Here is a 16,920-nt window from a genome sequence, read left to right on the forward strand (position 1 = left end):
CTCGCAGGTGGCGGTCGCGCAAATCAGTTCGCTCGATAGCTTCCGATCCGGACGCCGGCTTGCGGCACTCCTGCGCGGCCATGATGAGATCGGCTCGGCCGTGCAGGCGGCGCGGGCCGCATTGCAGCGCGCAGGGGCGATCGATCACCTCGCGGCTTGGGATGAGGCGGCCCACGACCTGTTCGGGTCCAATCTTGGCAATGCCGTGGTGTTGGGCTTTCTGAGGCTGTCGGAGCAATGGCCGGCGCAGCGATCGACCGATGATCTGATCGCGATCGGGCGCGCCGCCGGCGATATCGGCCGCAGCGCCGGAAGCCGCGCCGCTCATGGATTGCTGACCGAATTGTCCAAGGTGCTGCCGCGGCTTGCCGGTGCTGGAGAACTCACTGCCGTTCTTGTCGCGCTTGTCCAACTTGCAGACGCTGGCCCGGAATCGGTCGGCCTTGCGATCGGCCGGCTCGAGCCGCTGCTGGCGCATGCCGGGGGCGATGACTTCTCCGCCTGGGTTTCCGCGGGCTTGCGCGCAAGCGGCGGTCGCGCATCGCGCCGGCGCGCCTATTTCGCGCTCGACGATCCGCTTTCGGTGCGGCTGTTCGCGGTGGGGCGGACCGGCGATGACTTTGCACGGCTGGAGAAACGCCTCGCTGCAACAACGATCGCCCTTTGGAATAGGAAGCCTCGCTTCCGCAAGCTTGCCGTCGCGCCGACGCCGGTGCCGCGGCGCACCTCGCTCGCTGCCGGCTTCATCGGTCTGCCCGAGACCTTTCCCGGCTTTGCGGGCGAGGCGGCGGACACCATCTATCTCGCGGCGGTCGCGCATGCCGGAGCCCACCTCGTGCATTCCGCCGTCCGTTTTCCCGTGGGGCGACTGAAGGCATTGCAGATCGCGCTGGTCTCGCTGATCGAGGATGCCAGGGTCGAAACGCTGGCGCTTCGCGAGATGCCCGGGCTGCGCCGGCTGTGGCTGCCGTTTCACAGCGCGACGCCATCCGGCCAGGCAACCGCGGCCGGACTGATGATGCGATTGGCGCGGGCGCTGATCGATCCCAACTATCGGGATCCGGATGCGTGGGTGACCAAGGGACGACAGCTGTTTGCCGATGCCGCCGGCCGCTGCACGGATCCCGCGATCAGCCGCGAGATCGGCGGGTTGCTCGGCAACGACATCGGCCAGATGCGGCTGCAGTTCAACGCCAAGAGCTACGTCGTCGAGCCCGCATACCGCGACGATAATCTGGCGCTGTGGGATTTTGGCGATCAGCCGGACAGTCCGACCGAGACGATCGAACTTGCGGTCGATTCCGTACGTGTGGAGCGTCGCGAGGACGCCGATGGACAGTCCACCGACGACAACGCAAAGCCCGACGAGACGCTGCGCGCGAAGGTCAGCGCGGTCACGCTGCTGGACGGATTTCCGGTCGCGACCTATCCGGAATGGGACTACGCCGCGCGGACCGAGCGAGCGGACTGGACGACGATCCTGGAGGCCGATGCCGCCGTCTCCGCGCAACCGTTCGATCTGCCGACGGACACCGAGGCGACCCGCTGGATCACGCGGTTAACTCGCGACGCGTCGATCGGCCGCCGTGTCAGGCACAAGGGCCAGCGCGACGGCGACGCGCTCGATATCGACGCGGCGATCGCGCTGACGATCGGGCGGCGCGCCGGCAGCGTCAGCGAGCCCAGGGTCTATCAGCGCGATGCGCCGGGACCGCGCGATCTTGCCATTCTGCTGCTGCTGGACCTGTCGCAATCGACCGCAGATCGTGATCGTCGCGGCCGGACGGTTCTCGACGTCGAGCGCAAGGCGGCCGCGATCATGGCGGCGGCGGTCGAGGCCGCCAATGACGCGATCGCGGTGCATGGTTTCAGCTCCGACGGCCGCGAGCGCGTGCGTTATCTGCGCATCAAGGATTTTGAGGAGCCGATGGACGCCGTCGTGCGTTCGCGCCTCGCGGGGCTTGGCAGCAGCCATTCCACCCGGCTTGGCGCGGCCTTGCGTCATGCCGGGGACTGCCTCGCGGGACGACGTGCGTTCCGCAAGGTGCTGCTGGTGCTCACCGACGGCGAGCCGTCCGACGTCGATGTGCCCGATCCGCAATACCTGGTGGAGGACGCGCGCCGGGCCGCGCAGCAATTGCGGCGCCGAGGCGCCGATATTTTTGCCTTCGGTGTCGGAGAACACAGGTTTCCCCAGCTCGATCGCATTTTCGGCGAGCGCTACGCGCTCCGCGTGCCGCGCATCGAGGTGTTGCCACACCGGGTGATGCAGCTCTACGCGGAACTGAAGAAATAAAGGGTCCTGCCGTCACGGAGCCGGCCCAGACCGTCGTCCACACACCTACGCACCGCTGTCACACTTCGACGCTAACGTTGCAGATTGGACACAGCGGCCCGCCTGGGAACAATCGACGCGGACACGATGAGCATTGGATATCTTTCGAGGGGCCGGGCAGGGCGCCCCTCAGACGCTTGTCGATTGTGCGTTTTGATCTGCCTCTGCATGCTGGGCGCCGGCGCCGACCTCGCCATGGGACAGGAGAGCCCGCACGCTTCGGCGACGCGCGTCACCTTCGATATTCCGTCCCAAGCTCTGACGTCCGCGCTGGAAAGCTACGGCGCCGCGGCGCGGCGTGAGGTGCTTTATGACGCGCGGCTTGCGACCGGCCGGCGCTCGAGCGAGGTGAGGGGCGTGTTCGCGCCGTCCGAAGCCTTGCAGATCCTGCTCGAAGGCACCGGCCTGGTCGGCCGGCTGACGTCGGAGAATGCGCTGGTGGTGGTGCCCTCGTCTCCGGCAGCCGGCCAGCCGACGACGTCTGATGTCGATGCGAAGAAGGGCGACCCGGTTATTCGGGCCCGCTACTATGCGCAGGTGCAGGAACGCATCCGGGACGCCTTCTGCAGGGACAGCTTGTTGCGGCCGGGGCGGTATCGGATCGCCGTGCAGTTCTGGATCGCTTCAACGGGATCCGTGCAACAGACCAGGCTTTTGAGCAAGACAGGCGATGAGCGCATCGATCGCTCGATCGAGACGACGCTCCGTGGATTGAGAATCAGGGAGGCGCCGCCGCAGGGCATCTCGCAACCCCTCACGATGGTCGTTGCGCCGCGTCCGCCGGAACAGACGCAGGACTGCGCCGGGATTGACGCAATCCGCTACCGCGGCGAGGCGAACTGAGCGTGCCGGGATGAGTGACGCAAACCGGACCATGCTCCGCAGCTTCCTTGCTGCCCGCTACGATGACCTCAAGCTGCGGCTGAGCCGTCGTCTGGGCTCGGCGGAGCTTGCCAGCGATGCGTTGCAGGACACCTATGTGCGTCTCGACCGGGCCGAAGTGGTGGGGGCGGTGCAAAGCCCGGCCGCGTATCTGTTCCGGATGGCCTTCAACGTCGCAATGGACCGGCAGCGGGCCGAGAAGCGGCGCCTGGCGCACAACGAGGTTCAGGATCTGCTCCATATTGTCGACGATGCGCCGGGGCCGGGTCAGATTGCGGAGGCTCGCTTCGAGATCGAGGCCCTGGAGAAGGCGATCGCGGAGCTGACGCCGCGCCGCCGGGTCATCTTGCTGGCCGCACGGCTCCAGGGCATGCCGCAGCGGGAAATTGCCCGCCGGCTCGGGGTCTCGCTGCGCTTGGTCGAGAAGGAACTCCGCCTCGCCCAGGAACATTGCGCGCTGAAGCTCGGAAAATAATTGTGCGGTTGATGGCCAGGGCGAACGTCAAATGAACAAGCGGACGACCCGGCTGCGGAGACGAGGGGCGCTGCGAGGCAAGCCTGCATGATGAGCAAAGGCGATAAATCGACGATGGGGCTCGGCGCAACGGAGCGGGAGGCACATGCCTGGGTCAGGCGCTTGACGTCCGGCGACGCGACGGTCGAGGACGCCGATGCATTCCAGGTGTGGCGCGAGCAGAGCGCCGCCCATGCGATCGCCTTTGCGAACGCCAGCAAGCTTTGGGAGACGGTCGGCAGCGCCGGCCATAACCTCCGCTATGACCCTGCATCGGTTGGCGCCCTGCTCGATGGCGAAGCCAGGCACGTGATGACCCGCAGGCTGGTGCTCGGCGGCGGACTTGCGACCGCTGCCGCGGCCGTGGGAGCGGTGACGCTGCGTCCCCCGCTCGAGCTCTGGCCGTCATGGTCCGAGCTTGCTGCGGACTACCGGACGGGAACGGGAGAGCAGCGCAAGCTTGCGCTGAACGACAGCGTGTCGATCAACCTGGACACAAGGACCAGCATCGCGCTGCGCCCTGACCATGGCGACAGCAGCCGGATCGAGTTGATCACGGGGCAGGCGTCGATCGCAACGACCCCGCAACAGTCGCGACCGGTGACCGTGATTGCGTCGCGTGGTCAAACGGTTGCAACGCAAGCCTCGTTCGACGTGCGCTATCTTGGAGCCGAGGTGCGCGTCACCTGTCTCGGAGGCGAGGTTCGCGTCGAGCATCAGGGCAATGCCCGCACCGTTCGTGAGCGGCAGCAGATCGCCTACGACGAGCGGCGCATCAGCGATATCGTTGCGATCAATCCGGCCGTCGAATCGGCCTGGCAAGAGGGTTTGCTCGTCTTCCGCTACACGCCGCTGCCCAAGGTGGTGGAAGAGGTGAACAGGTACCGATCGGGCCGGATCTTCATCGTCAATGCCGGGCTGAACGCCCATTTGATCAACGGCCGCTTCCATATCGACCGCATCGACGAGGTTCTCGTGCAGCTCGAGCAAGCCTTTGGCGTCAAGGCGAAAACGCTTCCCGGCGGCATCGTGCTGCTGAGCTGAGGAGGCGGCAAAAAAAATCCGATCCGGCGTGCGGGTCGCCCCGTTCGGGATCGTCTCAGCCGCGAGGGTCTCGGTGCTGGCGCTGAGACGCGAAATGTTCGGCTGTTGTCGCCCGGCGCAAGAAAGCGATCCCATGGTTCCCCGCCTCTCCAGATCCCTATCCCGCGCGACGGTTCGCACCGCATTGTTTGGCAGCGTCAGCGTCGTGGCGCTGCTGGCCAGTACGCCGGTGGTCGCGCGCCCGTTTGGGTCGAGCTGGACAGTGTCGCCGTCGGCCGCAGCGATGGCTGCGTCGCAGTCGGCAGCGCAGGACGCTGCGGCGGCCGCCAAGCAGGGCCAGGATGCGATGGCGCGGGCCACGCGCGCCATCCAGGCGATCCAGGGCTTACAGAACGCGGCGCGCAGCGCGGCGCAGACCTCGCAGCGTTCGGTGACGCTGCCGCAGGTTGCCGTACCCAACGGCCTTGCCCCCGGCGGCCTGCAGGTGGCGCCGGGATGGCAGGGTGCGAACGCTCCGACGCAGGCGGTCGATGCCGCCGGCCAGACCCAGGTCGGCATCGCGCAGACCAGGGCGCAGGCGATCCTCAACTGGAATTCCTTCAACGTCGGCGCCCGCACCACGCTGACCTTCGACCAGCAGGGCAATGCGAACTGGGTGGCGCTCAATCGCGTGGTCGGCAGCACCGCGCCGAGCCAGATCCTCGGCAATATCAAGGCCGATGGCTCGGTCTATGTGATCAATCAGAACGGCATCATCTTCGGCGGCGCGAGCCAGGTGAATGTCGGCTCGCTGATCGCCTCGACCGCCAACATCACCGATACCCAGTTCCTCACCAGCGGCATCTACGCGCAGCAGGCCGGCGGCCGATATGTGCCGAGCTTCACGGATGCCCGTGGTGCGGTGAGAGTCGAGCCCGGTGCGCTGATCTCGACCAACGCGCCGTCCTCGGTGACACAAGGCGGCGGTTTCGTCCTGCTGATGGGAACCGAGGTCAGCAATGCCGGCTCGATCAGTGCGCCGCGAGGCCAGGTGCAGCTCGCGGCCGGCAACGACTTTCTGCTGCGGCCGGGTTACAGCACGGATGCCAACCAGGGCTCGACCACGCGCGGCAACGAGATCTCGCCGATCGTGCGCGACGCGATCGCGGCCGTCGGCAACTCCGGCCTGATCTTCGCCCAGCAAGGCGACATCACGCTCGCGGGCCGCAGCGTCAACCAGAACGGGGCGCTTGTCGCCACCACCTCGGTCAACACCCGTGGCTCGATCCATTTGCTGAACGCGGCCTCCGATGCCGCCGGCAGCATCACGCTCGCCAGCGGCAGCCTGACCGCGATCCTGCCCGAGCTCGACAGCAGTGATACTGCGCTCGACAGTCAACGCAACCAACTGGTCGCCGATTCCAAGGCCTTCACCCACGCCCCGGTCGCCAACGCCCAGTTCGACAATCTTTCGCAGCTCTCCGACCGGCTCGATCAGGGGCGCATCGAGATCGTCAGCGGCGGCACCGTCAACTTCAAGGCCGGCTCGACCACGCAGGCGCAAGGCGGCCAGGTGGCAGTCAACGCCGGTCACCGCGTCTTCGCCGAGAGCGGATCGGTTATCGACGTCTCGGGCGTGCGCGGCGTGCTGCTGCCGATGTCGACCAACAACCTCCTGATCAACGTGCAGGGCAACGAGCTGCGCGACTCGCCCGTCAACCGCGATCAGGACAATCTGAAGAACGCGGATGTCTGGATCGATGCCCGCGACCTGGTGCTGGTGCCGGCGGGCACCGGCGGCTATGCGACCGACCGCTACTATACGCCGGGCGGCCTGCTCGAGGTTTCCGGCTATCTCGCCAATTCCGTGCACCGGATCGGCGAATGGGCCGCGGTTGGCGGCAGCGTCACGCTGTCGGCGCCGGAAGTCGTGGCGCAGAAGGGAGCCGTGTTCGATGTCTCCGGCGGTTCGGTCAGCTACCAGGGCGGTTACATCCGGACCACCAACTTCCTGGGCGCGGACGGCCGCCTCTACAGCGCCAACCGGGCGCGCGCCGACATGCAGTTCTACGGCGTCGGCGCGGGCTTCATTCGCGAGCACAAGCTCGGCGGCAAGGTCGCACCGAATCTGACTGAAATCTGGACCAGCCCGTTCGGCAAGGGGCGCGTGACGACTCGCTGGGAGGACGGCTACACCATCGGCCGCGACGCCGGCTCTCTCATCCTGTCGACGCCGACGGCGGTCTTCGAAGCTGATATCGTCGCCGATGTCGTCACCAGCTCACGCCAGACGACGGCTCGGCCGGATGGCACGAGCGATGGCTACAAGCTGTCGCAGAATGTCGCCCCGCTCCAAGGCAAGCTCGCGCTCGGCGGCTATTCGGGACTGGGCCTCACCGACGCATCGGCGGCGCGGGTCGCCTTCGGCCGGACCCCCGAGACATCGGGCGCGCTGAACGTCACGTCGGTCTTGCCCGACGATCGCATCGGGACCGCGTTCTTCAACTCGGACGCGCTCAACGCCGCCAAACTGGGCGGGCTCAATGTTGCGAGCAGCAAGGAGATCCTGGTCGAGGCGCCGCTCGAGCTCGCGCCCGGCGCGCAGGTGATCTTCGCGGCGCCGCATGTCGATATCGGCGCAAACGTCACGGCGCATGGCGGCAGCGTGACGCTGACCAATCTCATGCATGCGGTGCTCGGCCAGAACCAGAACGAGCAATGGTGGGCGCTTCGCGACGCGGACGGCAAGGCGCAGGTCACGATCGGCCAGAACGTTGTCGTCGATCTCACCGGGTTGTGGAGCAATGGACTGACCGGAACCGATGTGTCCGGTCAGGCGCATGTCGATGGCGGCAATCTCACCGTTTCGACGACCGGCGGCATCACGCTTGCAAATGGATCGCTGATCGATGTGTCCTCGGGTGGTGCCATCCTGGCGACCGGCAAGACCAAAGGCGGCAAGGGCGGCAATGTCAGCCTGGTGGCCAATGACTATTCGCATCTGGTCTGGACCCAGTTCTTCACCAATCCGCTCATCCTCGACGGCACGATCCGTGCGTATGGCTTCAGCGGCGGCGGCACGCTGACGCTGAACGCCGGCCAGGAGATCGCGATCGGCGAGGCGGTGGCCGGCGCGCTGGTGCTCGATCCCGCGATCTTCCAGTCCGGCTTCACGGCCTACAACATCAACAGCAACACCGGCATCCAGATCGGTGAAGGCACGCGCGTGGGCGCCGAGGTGCCGGTCTATCGCTTCACCCAGGGCAGCTTCGGCGCGCCGAGCGGCAGCCTCGTTGCGGACGCCGCGACGCTCTGGACGCCGCCGCGCTTCGCGGTCAACTCCTTCACGCACGGCGCCACGCAGCGCGTCGGCGCCGATGTGACGTTCTGGAGCCTGCATGATTTCACGCTGGCGAAGGGCGCATCCATCAACGTAGATCCGGGGCGTTCGGTTTCGATCTACGCCAATCGCCAGACGGTGATCGACGGCGCGATCACGGCGCCGGCGGGCAACATCCTGATCACGAGCGTACAGGACGCACCTGGCGACAACAGGTACAATTCCGGTTACGGCGAGTTCGGATTGACGCGTTCATTCTGGATCGGCGATGACGCCGTGCTGGACGTCTCCGCGCGTGACGCGGTGGGGCGCGACGACAACGGGATTTCCTATGCTGCCGCGCCGGACGGCGGAACGATCCGCATCGGCGGCACCGGCGCGCTCGATCCAAAATATCCCGTCGTCAGCGACGCCTTCGTGATCGTTCGTCCGGGGGCGCTGATCGACGCGTCAGGCACCTCGGCGGTGGTCGATGTCCAGAACGGCAAGACCTATGTGCCGACGCTCGCCGCAAGCGACGGCGGGACGATCTCGCTCTATTCCAGCTTCGGCATGGCGCTCGACGGCACCTTGCGGGCTGCGGCCGGCGGCAGCGGCGCGTCCGGCGGTTCGCTGAACCTGACCATGTCCTGGCGCGGCTATGTCGTGGGGCAGCCGAACACGAGTTCGCCCTATGCTAGCAACGAACTGCCGCCGGAGTTCCAGAGGTCGCGCGATATCACGCTCGTGCAAAACGCTACGGGCAGCGGGCTCGGCGCCAATCTGTCGCCCGGTCAGGCCGATGCAGCGCTGCAATTCGGGCGGACAGCGATCGGCGTCAATCAGGTCGCGAAGGGGGGCTTCGGCTCTCTCTCGCTCTATACGCGCGATCTTCTCGTCTTCGACGGCAATGTGGACCTCAGCCTGTCGCGCAGTCTTCGGCTGTCGAGCGGCGTCATCGCGTCGGCGCCCGACACGCCAAACAGCACAATTCATCTGTCTGCGCCCTATGTCCGTCTTGACGGCGTTTACAACGCGGAGGACTCGCAGTCGGCGGTGGGCTATTCCCCCGGGATCAACAATGTCGGTGTTCGGAATCCGGCGGCGGGCGGAAGCTTCACCGTCGCAGGCGACCTGATCGATGTGTATGGGCCAGTCCAGTTCGGAGCCACTGGCCAACAGGGCAGCGGGGCCGTGGACATTGGACCTCCCGTCAGCATTCCATTCGATGCCCGCGGCTTTCGTCAGGTCGCGCTGCAGAGCAGTGGCGATATCAGGTTCGGCAGCGGCGGTCTCGATGTCGAGAATCTCGCACTGACCGCGGACCAGATCTATCCGTTGAGCGGCGCCCTTGCGCTCATCAAGGTTGGGCTCCGTCCAAGCGGGACATATTCCATCTATGACCCCGATGCACATCTCGTCATTCGCCGCAATGACGACGAGACGCCGCCGGTTCCCGCCTCGGCCTTCGGTGAACTGGTCCTGATTGCCGCCGACATTGACCAGGGCGGCGTTGTTCGCGCGCCGCTCGGTCGCATCTCGTTCAATGACACCCGGCGCGTCAGCGGTCCGCTCGTTTCCCCCGTAGCCGGCGCGCACATCACATTCCGCAGCGGCAGCATCACTTCCGCGAGTGCGGCCGGCCTGACCATGCCGTTTGGCGGCACCTCGGATGGCATCGCCTATCAAGGCGCGGACGGCACGCTGCGTAACCTGGCGAGCGCGACTTACGACGATCATCAGGGCAGGTACCTGATTGCAAGCGGCATTTCGATCAATGCCGCCTCAGTGGTGGGTGAGCCTGGGTCCGTGCTCGACCTGTCTGGCGGCGGCACGCTCACCGGTGCCGGCTTCATCTCCGGCCGTGGCGGCTCGGTCGATGCGCTGAAGACGGCGCTCGTCAATGCCAATCCGGTCAACAGCTACAGCGCTGCCGGCAACAAGGTCTATGCCATCCTGCCTGGTTATGCAGCCGACTACGCGCCGGCGATCGCCACCAATGGCGCGGGCGACCCGGCGATCGGGCAGCAGATCACGCTTCCGTCCGGTGCGCCGGGACTGCCGGCGGGCACCTACACGCTGCTGCCCTCGAGCTACGCGCTGTTGCCGGGCGGTTATCGTGTCGAACTCGGTGCGACCGGAACGGCTGTGATGGCGCCTGGGCGCGCGGGCAATGGCTCCGTCGTCACGTCGGGCTATCTCGGAGTTGCCAACACCGCAATTCAGGACACGCTGCCGACGCGGGTGATCCTCACGTCCGGCCAGACCACGCGGCTCTACTCGCAATACAACGAAACCGGCTACGCTGATTTCGAACGCGCGCAAGCGGCCACGTTCGGCTGGTTCCGGCCTCGTCTGCCGGAGGACGGCAAGGTCCTTGAAATAGGTCTGTTACCTCAGCAGGACAATACGAAATCATTGTCGTTCGCCGGGACGGCCTTGTTCGACGGCGCCAAAGGCGGTGTCGACGGTACCTTGGCCGTCAGACCGTCGGCTCTCACGGCGGGTACTGCCGCACTCGACATCACGGCGCCGGGCGCAACGCCGATAGCCGGTCATACGTCCATCTCCAGCGACGACATCAATGCCTTCAGGGCATCCACGCTGCTGCTGGGTGGCATCAGCATATCTTACGCACAGGACGGCGTTCCCGGCGCAGGCGCGCAAATCTCTTTTGACGGACAAGCGACCGTCAATCTCCTCGATGGCGCCAGCATCCGCGCTGGACAGGTCTTCCTGATCGGCAAGTCGGTCAACATGGCTGGCGGCGCAACCATCGATACGCGCGGATTGAGCAGCAATGCGGTCGATTCCACGCTCGGCTACACCTATAGCAACGTGAACCCCACGTCGCCCGGTGCAACTGGTGACAGGCCGGCCGTGCTCGCGGTCGCGAATGGCTGGTTCCAATTTCTGGACGCCGTTGGAACCGGAAGCATCAGCGTCGCCAGTGGTGCTTCGCTGCTCACCGACGGCAGTGTTGTGCTGGCCGCGCCGGGCGGGCTTACGATGGGTGACGTCAATTTCGGCGCGCGCTATCTGAACGTGACGCAGGAGCGCGTCAACGTCGGCACCGAGGCCGCTCTAGCGGCGGCGCAGGCTGCCGGCCAGCTTCCATCGGGATGGAATCTGTCTCAGAGCGTGCTCGACAAGCTGTTGCGGCCGTCGACGAGCGCGGGCAGCCCCGCGCTCGAACAGCTTATCATCACGGCGAGCGGCTCCTTCAATCTGATCGGCAGTGCCAGTCTGGACACCACGCGCCAAGGTGCGTCCTCCTCCGATGCGCTCAAATTCGTTCTCAATACGCCGGCCATCTATGGTCTCGGCTCGGCAAGCGACACAGCGAGCATCACCGCGGATACTCTGATCTGGAACGGCATCCGCAGTGGAAACGGCTCCACCTCAAGCCCCTATGGCAGCCAGCCGCCGGCCAGTGTCCTGCCCGGCGGGCCCGGCACGGGATCCGGGCATCTCGCCATCACGGCTAATGAGATATTGTTCGGCTACGACGCTGCGCACAGCAAGCCGACCGATGGCGCAACGCTGAACCGTTTCGTGCTTGGTTTCTCCGATGTCGCTCTGACGGCGACCAAGCGCGTCACGGCGAATAGTAACGGCGCCTTGAAGGTCGGTCTCAGCCAGGACAGCAACGGCGCCTTGCAGGGCGGCGCGCTCACGATTGCGACCCCGATGATCACGGCGAGCAATGGGTCCAAGCTCGATGTGAGCGCAGGCGCAGCGTTGCGTCTGGTCGCGCCGGGAGGGGCCGCTCCCGCCGACACGCGTGGCGTGACGGATCTCGGCGGCACGCTCTCTTTCACCGGCGACAGCGTGTTTGTCGACACCGCCTTCGCCTTGCCCTCCGGCAAGCTGACGCTGAATGCGACGCACGACGTCGTGCTCGGCGGAAACGCGATGATCGACCTGTCGGGTCGCGGTATCGCCTTCTTCGACGTCACCAAGTTCAGCTGGGGCGGCGACCTCATCCTGAGTTCCAGTAGCGGCGATATCGTCCAGAACGCGGGTTCGGTGATCGACGTCTCGGCCGTGAACAATGCGGCGGGCTCGATCTCGGCCAAGGCCATCGACGTTGCGCATGGCCAGGTTTCGTTCGGTGGCACGCTCAGGGGATCGTCGACGGGCGCTTTCGATAGCGGCCAGTTCACCGTTGCGGCACAGAATTTCGGCGATTTCGCCGCGCTGAACGCCAAGCTCAACGATGGCGGTTTCTTCAGCGCCCGCAGCTTTGATCTCCGCCAAGGGAGCCTCGTCATCGGTGATGGCGTCAAGGCGCGGTATGTGACGGTCTCGGTCGATCAAGGCAGCCTCACGGTGGCCGGCAAGATCAACGCCAGCGGGGCGAAGCCCGGCACCATCCGCCTGTCCGCGCTCGGCGATCTCAGGCTTGCCGCGAATGCAGTGCTCGATGTCCACGGCAACGTGCTGCAGACCGACAGCTACGGCGCGCCGATCGAATCCAACAACACCGCGCACGTCGAGCTCACCACCACGCGCGGCACCATGGTGCTGGCCGCGGGCGCGACCATCGACACGAGCTCGCCGGACGGCGTCTCGCGGGGGAAGCTCGAACTCAACGCGCCGCGCCGGGGCGGAACTGGTGGCGACGGTGCGGGCGCCAATGATATCGCGGTCGATGCGCGCGGCCCGCTCGATATTCGCGGCGCCGGCAGCATCGCGGTGAACGGCTTCCGCAGCTATGACCTTCCGGGCGGCAGCGTCATCGACCAAGCCTACCTTGATGGCCTCAATGCCGACAGTGCGGCATTCATCAATGCCGCGCTTCAGAATGGCGACTTGCGGAACCGCGTGGCCGGGCTCGCGGCCTATGGCTCGGCTTTCCATCTGCGGCCGGGCGTTGCCATCACCTCGGATGGCGATCTCTCGACCAAGGGCGATCTCGACTTTTCCGGTTATCGCTACGGGCCAAATGCCAACCCGGCCGTGCTTGGCTCCGGCGAGCCTGGGGTGCTCGTGGTGCGTGCCGCCGGCGATCTCAAGATCAATGGCAGCATCAACGACGGCTTCGCACCGCCACCGGCGTCACCAGATGCGGTGACCGTGCTTGCCTCCGGCACCCTGTCGGCCGACTACACGGTCAAGACGGGTGGAGTGGTCCTCGGCAATGGTTCGACCATTTCGAGCGACGGCACAATCAATATGGCGCTGCAACTCGACAACGGAAGCATCACGGAGAGCCCGAGCGCCGCAAATCCACTTCCCGTCGCAATCACGTTGGCGGAGGACTTCACGGTGAGAGGACCACCTGTTCAAACCAGGAAGCTGAATGGCGGACACATCATAACACCGGACATGACCTACAATCCGGGTGATACGATTCTGCGCAACACGGTATTTCCGGCCGGCACCGTGTTCGAGAAGGGCGTCTATTTTACAGGGCCGATCTTCATCAATAGCTTCAACAGTCTGGCGCTTCAGCCTGTGAATCTGCCGGCGGGGATCAGTCTTGTCCTGTTTGGGGGATACACGTTTAGCGCCGATACGCTGCTGCCCAAGGGTACGGTGCTGCCGGCCGGCATGACGAACATCAATCTGATCGGACCGGGCGATCGCCAGGTCTGGCCGACCGCCCCCATGCTCGCGGCGGGTACGCAATCCTGGTCGATGCGGCTGGTGGGCGGCGCGGATCTTGCGAGCGCCGACAGCCGGATGCTGCGAACGGCCGACGCGCTTGCCGGTTCAGGCAACGTGGTGCTGAACGATCCGTTCACCGTCACCATCAACAAGCCGACGACACCAGGCGTCAGCGTCGTGCGCACCGGCACGGGTGATCTCGAGATTCTCGCCGGCGGCAACTACGATCAGATGACGCCGTTCGGCGTCTACACGGCCGGCACCGCGATCAGAGAGACCGGGACGGCAGCGAATGATCCTTACAACCTCGACCGAGGTAAATTGGCCGACGGCACGGTGCTGGGATCGGCGAACATGAACTACGAACCGACGCTCGGCGCGGAGCGCATGTACTACCCCGAGCATGGCGGCGATTTCTTGCTTGTCGCGCAAGCCGATGTCAAAGGCACGCTGGCGAATCGAGGGACCGAAATCGGAAGTTGGCTGTGGCGCCAGGGCGGTTCGGAGATCGGTCAGCGGACCGCCTGGGGCATCAACTTCGGCAGCTATACGTACAGTCCCACTCTCAACGGTGGTGGAATGTCCTTCGACCTCTCCGCCTTCTCCGGCCTCGGTACGCTCGGCGGCGGCAATGTCACGTTGCAGGCCGGCGGCACGATTGGTGACGCGGGCCGTGGTGTGATCGTCTCTGTCGGCGGCAGCGGCCGCGTGATGGCGGATGGCAGCCTGGTGCAGACCGGCGGGGGCACGCTGTCGGTGAAAGCGGGCGATATCGGCACCGGCGGCAATCAATTCGTCAACCTGCGCGGTGCGATGGATGTCGCGACGGGCGATTTCGGCAGCATGGTCGCGAGCAACGTCCGCAATGATTTTGGCACAGACCCGCGGCCGATCAATCCGCTGACGTCCTATTCGATGACCACGGTCGGCGGCGGGGACTTCGCGCCAGGCGACAGTGTGATCAACATCCGCGCACGCGGCGATCTGGCTGTCGGAAACATTCTCGATCCGGGCCGGATCGGCGTCACTGGCGTGACGGCCGCCGCCAACGGCAGCACGAGCGGCCAGGGCGCCAGCTGGTTCACGCTGTGGACGGGGGAAACCGCCGTCAACATGTTCGCCGCGGGCGGTTCGCTCGCGCCGGGCAGTGCGTCATTAGGCTTCCCGTTCCTGCCTTCGACCGTGCGGGCGATCGCCGCGAACGGCAACATCTACAACTCGTTGGGTGGAATGCTGCTGCCGTCGGAGAACGGCGCGTTCGAGATGCTGGCGGAAGGATCGATCTTCAGCACCACGAACGCCATCGGAGCGTCGATGGCGCCGACATCGGCTCTCGCAACACCATTCCACCCTGCTTGGGCGATCTCGATCGACCAACCGGGGGGACAGCTCATCACGGCCTTCAATTATTGGGGCAATTATGCTCTGGTGAACGACCTGCTTGCAGGACTCCCTGTCTACTCCTATGCAACGGGTGGGTACCCCTTTGCCTTTGGCGCGAACACGGTGAAGGATAACCCCGCGCCAATCCAGGGCGACCCGGCACGCATCTATGCGGTCAACGGCGATATCACCGGGATCACCTATGGGCAGATCATTACGGTGCGGAAGACCACTGACGGCGTTGCCTCCAGCGATGTTTATTATCAGGCGGCAGGACCGCTGCGGATGCTTGCTGGCGGTGACATCGTCGATACAAAGGGCCTGATCCTCCACAACGATCCCAATGATGTGTCCATCATCGCGGCCGGTGGCAGTGTCATTTTTGCAGGCTGGCCCGGAGTCAACACTGGCGTCAGCGGAGGCTGGGCGATTGCCGGTCCCGGCACGCTCGAGATCACGGCGGCGAAGAACATCTATCAGGGGTCGATCGCGACGGTCGAAAGCATCGGGGCGCTGGCCGCCGGCGACAAGCGGCCGGGCGCCAACGTGGTCATGCAGGCCGGCGTCGGCGCGGGCGAGATCGGCGTCGGGCAGGTCGACTGGGCCGGCTTTGCCAGGCTCTATCTCGATCCGAGCAATCTCGCAGGCGCCGGGCCGCTCGCCGACCAGCATGGCAAGGTGGCGAAGACCTACAGTGAAGAGCTTTACGACTGGCTGACGGAGCGCTTCGGCTATAGCGGGGCCAAGGCCGATGCGCTCGGCTACTTCTTCACGCTGCCGGATGCACAGCAGCGTGTCTTCCTGCGGCAGGTCTATTATGCCGAGCTGACTGCGGGCGGGCGCGAATACACCGATACGAATGGCCCGCGCACCGGTTCCTATCTGCGCGGACGCGAGGCGATCGCGGCGCTGTTCCCGCATGGTGGGGCCTATCGTGGCGACATCACGATGTTCACGGCGGCGTCTGGTGCGGGTGTGAACTACGCCATTCGAAGCGGCTTCGTTCACACCGATTTCGGCGGCGACATCCAGTTCTTGACGCCGGGCGGCGGTGTCACGATCGGGACCGAGGGGCTGCTGCCGGGCGCCGATGCGGGCCTGATCACGCAAGGCGCGGGCAACATCCAGATCTATTCGCAGAACAGCGTGCTGATGGGCCTGTCGCGCATCATGACGACGTTCGGCGGCAACATCGTGATCTGGTCGGCGGAGGGCGACATCAACGCCGGCCGCGGCGCCAAGACCACGGTGCTCTATACGCCGCCCAAGCGGGCCTACGACAGCTACGGCAACATCACGATATCGCCGGTGGTGCCGTCGAGCGGCGCCGGCATCGCAACGCTGCAACCGATCCCGGAGGTACCGCGCGGCACGGTCGATCTGATCGCACCGCTCGGCACCGTCGATGCGGGCGAGGCCGGCATCCGCGCCTCGAGCTTCGTCAACATCGCTGCGCTACATATCGTCAACGCCGCTAATATCCAGGCGCAGGGTGGCGTGATCGGCGTGCCGGTGGTACAGGCCCCTAACATGGGCGCCTTGAGCGAAGCCTCGAACACGGCGGGGGCCGCTGCCAAGCAAGCCGAAGTGCCACCGCAACGCGCCAACGATCAGCCCTCCGTCATCATCGTCGAAGTGCTCGGCTACGGCGGGGGCGACGGCGGCGATGAGCCGAAGCGGCGCGGCAACGACAAGCAAAGCCAATACGATCCGAACAGCGCCTTTCAGTTGATCGGCGATGGCCAGTTGAACGCGGAGCAGTTGAAGAAGCTGACGCCGGACGAGCGGCGGCAGGTGGTGAACTGAAGCGGGATGAGTTTTGGTTGAATCGGTTTGGCGCGGTCTCGGTTT

5 protein-coding genes are annotated in these 16,920 nt (G+C 65.6%); all 5 read left to right on the forward strand.

All coding sequences use genetic code 11. The annotated features are described in order from the left end of the window. Positions 1-7 precede the first annotated feature (7 nt). Entirely contained in the window at positions 8-2,296 is a 2,289-nt protein-coding gene (locus AKN84_RS17495) for a nitric oxide reductase activation protein NorD (protein ID WP_157863314.1), read from the forward strand. A gap of 207 nt (positions 2,297-2,503) precedes the next feature. Continuing rightward, positions 2,504-3,178: a secretin and TonB N-terminal domain-containing protein gene (locus AKN84_RS17500; protein ID WP_050421911.1), complete on the forward strand. Its 675-nt coding sequence runs from the start codon at positions 2,504-2,506 to the stop codon at positions 3,176-3,178. A 10-nt stretch (positions 3,179-3,188) separates the two neighbouring features. Next, complete coding sequence (locus AKN84_RS17505; protein ID WP_050421912.1) at positions 3,189-3,692, forward strand: RNA polymerase sigma factor; 504 nt, start codon at positions 3,189-3,191, stop codon at positions 3,690-3,692. Between the two features lie 87 nt (positions 3,693-3,779). Further along, positions 3,780-4,775 (forward strand): FecR family protein, encoded by a 996-nt coding sequence (locus AKN84_RS17510; RefSeq protein ID WP_128970932.1) that lies wholly within the window; start codon positions 3,780-3,782, stop codon positions 4,773-4,775. Positions 4,776-4,908: 133 nt separating this feature from the next. Further along, the gene (locus tag AKN84_RS17515) at positions 4,909-16,875 is read left to right on the forward strand and encodes a filamentous hemagglutinin family protein (protein WP_162240886.1); all 11,967 of its coding nucleotides are present in this window, start codon (positions 4,909-4,911) and stop codon (positions 16,873-16,875) included. Positions 16,876-16,920 lie beyond the last annotated feature (45 nt).

It is taken from the genome of Bradyrhizobium tropiciagri (genome assembly GCF_001189845.1).
Taxonomy (GTDB): domain Bacteria; phylum Pseudomonadota; class Alphaproteobacteria; order Rhizobiales; family Xanthobacteraceae; genus Bradyrhizobium; species Bradyrhizobium tropiciagri.

Bases quoted from the DNA above. Each gene is read 5' to 3' on its own strand.
- AKN84_RS17500 (WP_050421911.1), top strand. From the start codon at position 2,504: ATGCTGGGCGCCGGCGCCGACCTCGCCATGGGACAGGAGAGCCCGCAC.
- AKN84_RS17505 (WP_050421912.1), top strand. From the start codon at position 3,189: ATGAGTGACGCAAACCGGACCATGCTCCGCAGCTTCCTTGCTGCCCGC.
- AKN84_RS17510 (WP_128970932.1), top strand. From the start codon at position 3,780: ATGATGAGCAAAGGCGATAAATCGACGATGGGGCTCGGCGCAACGGAG.
- AKN84_RS17515 (WP_162240886.1), top strand. From the start codon at position 4,909: ATGGTTCCCCGCCTCTCCAGATCCCTATCCCGCGCGACGGTTCGCACC.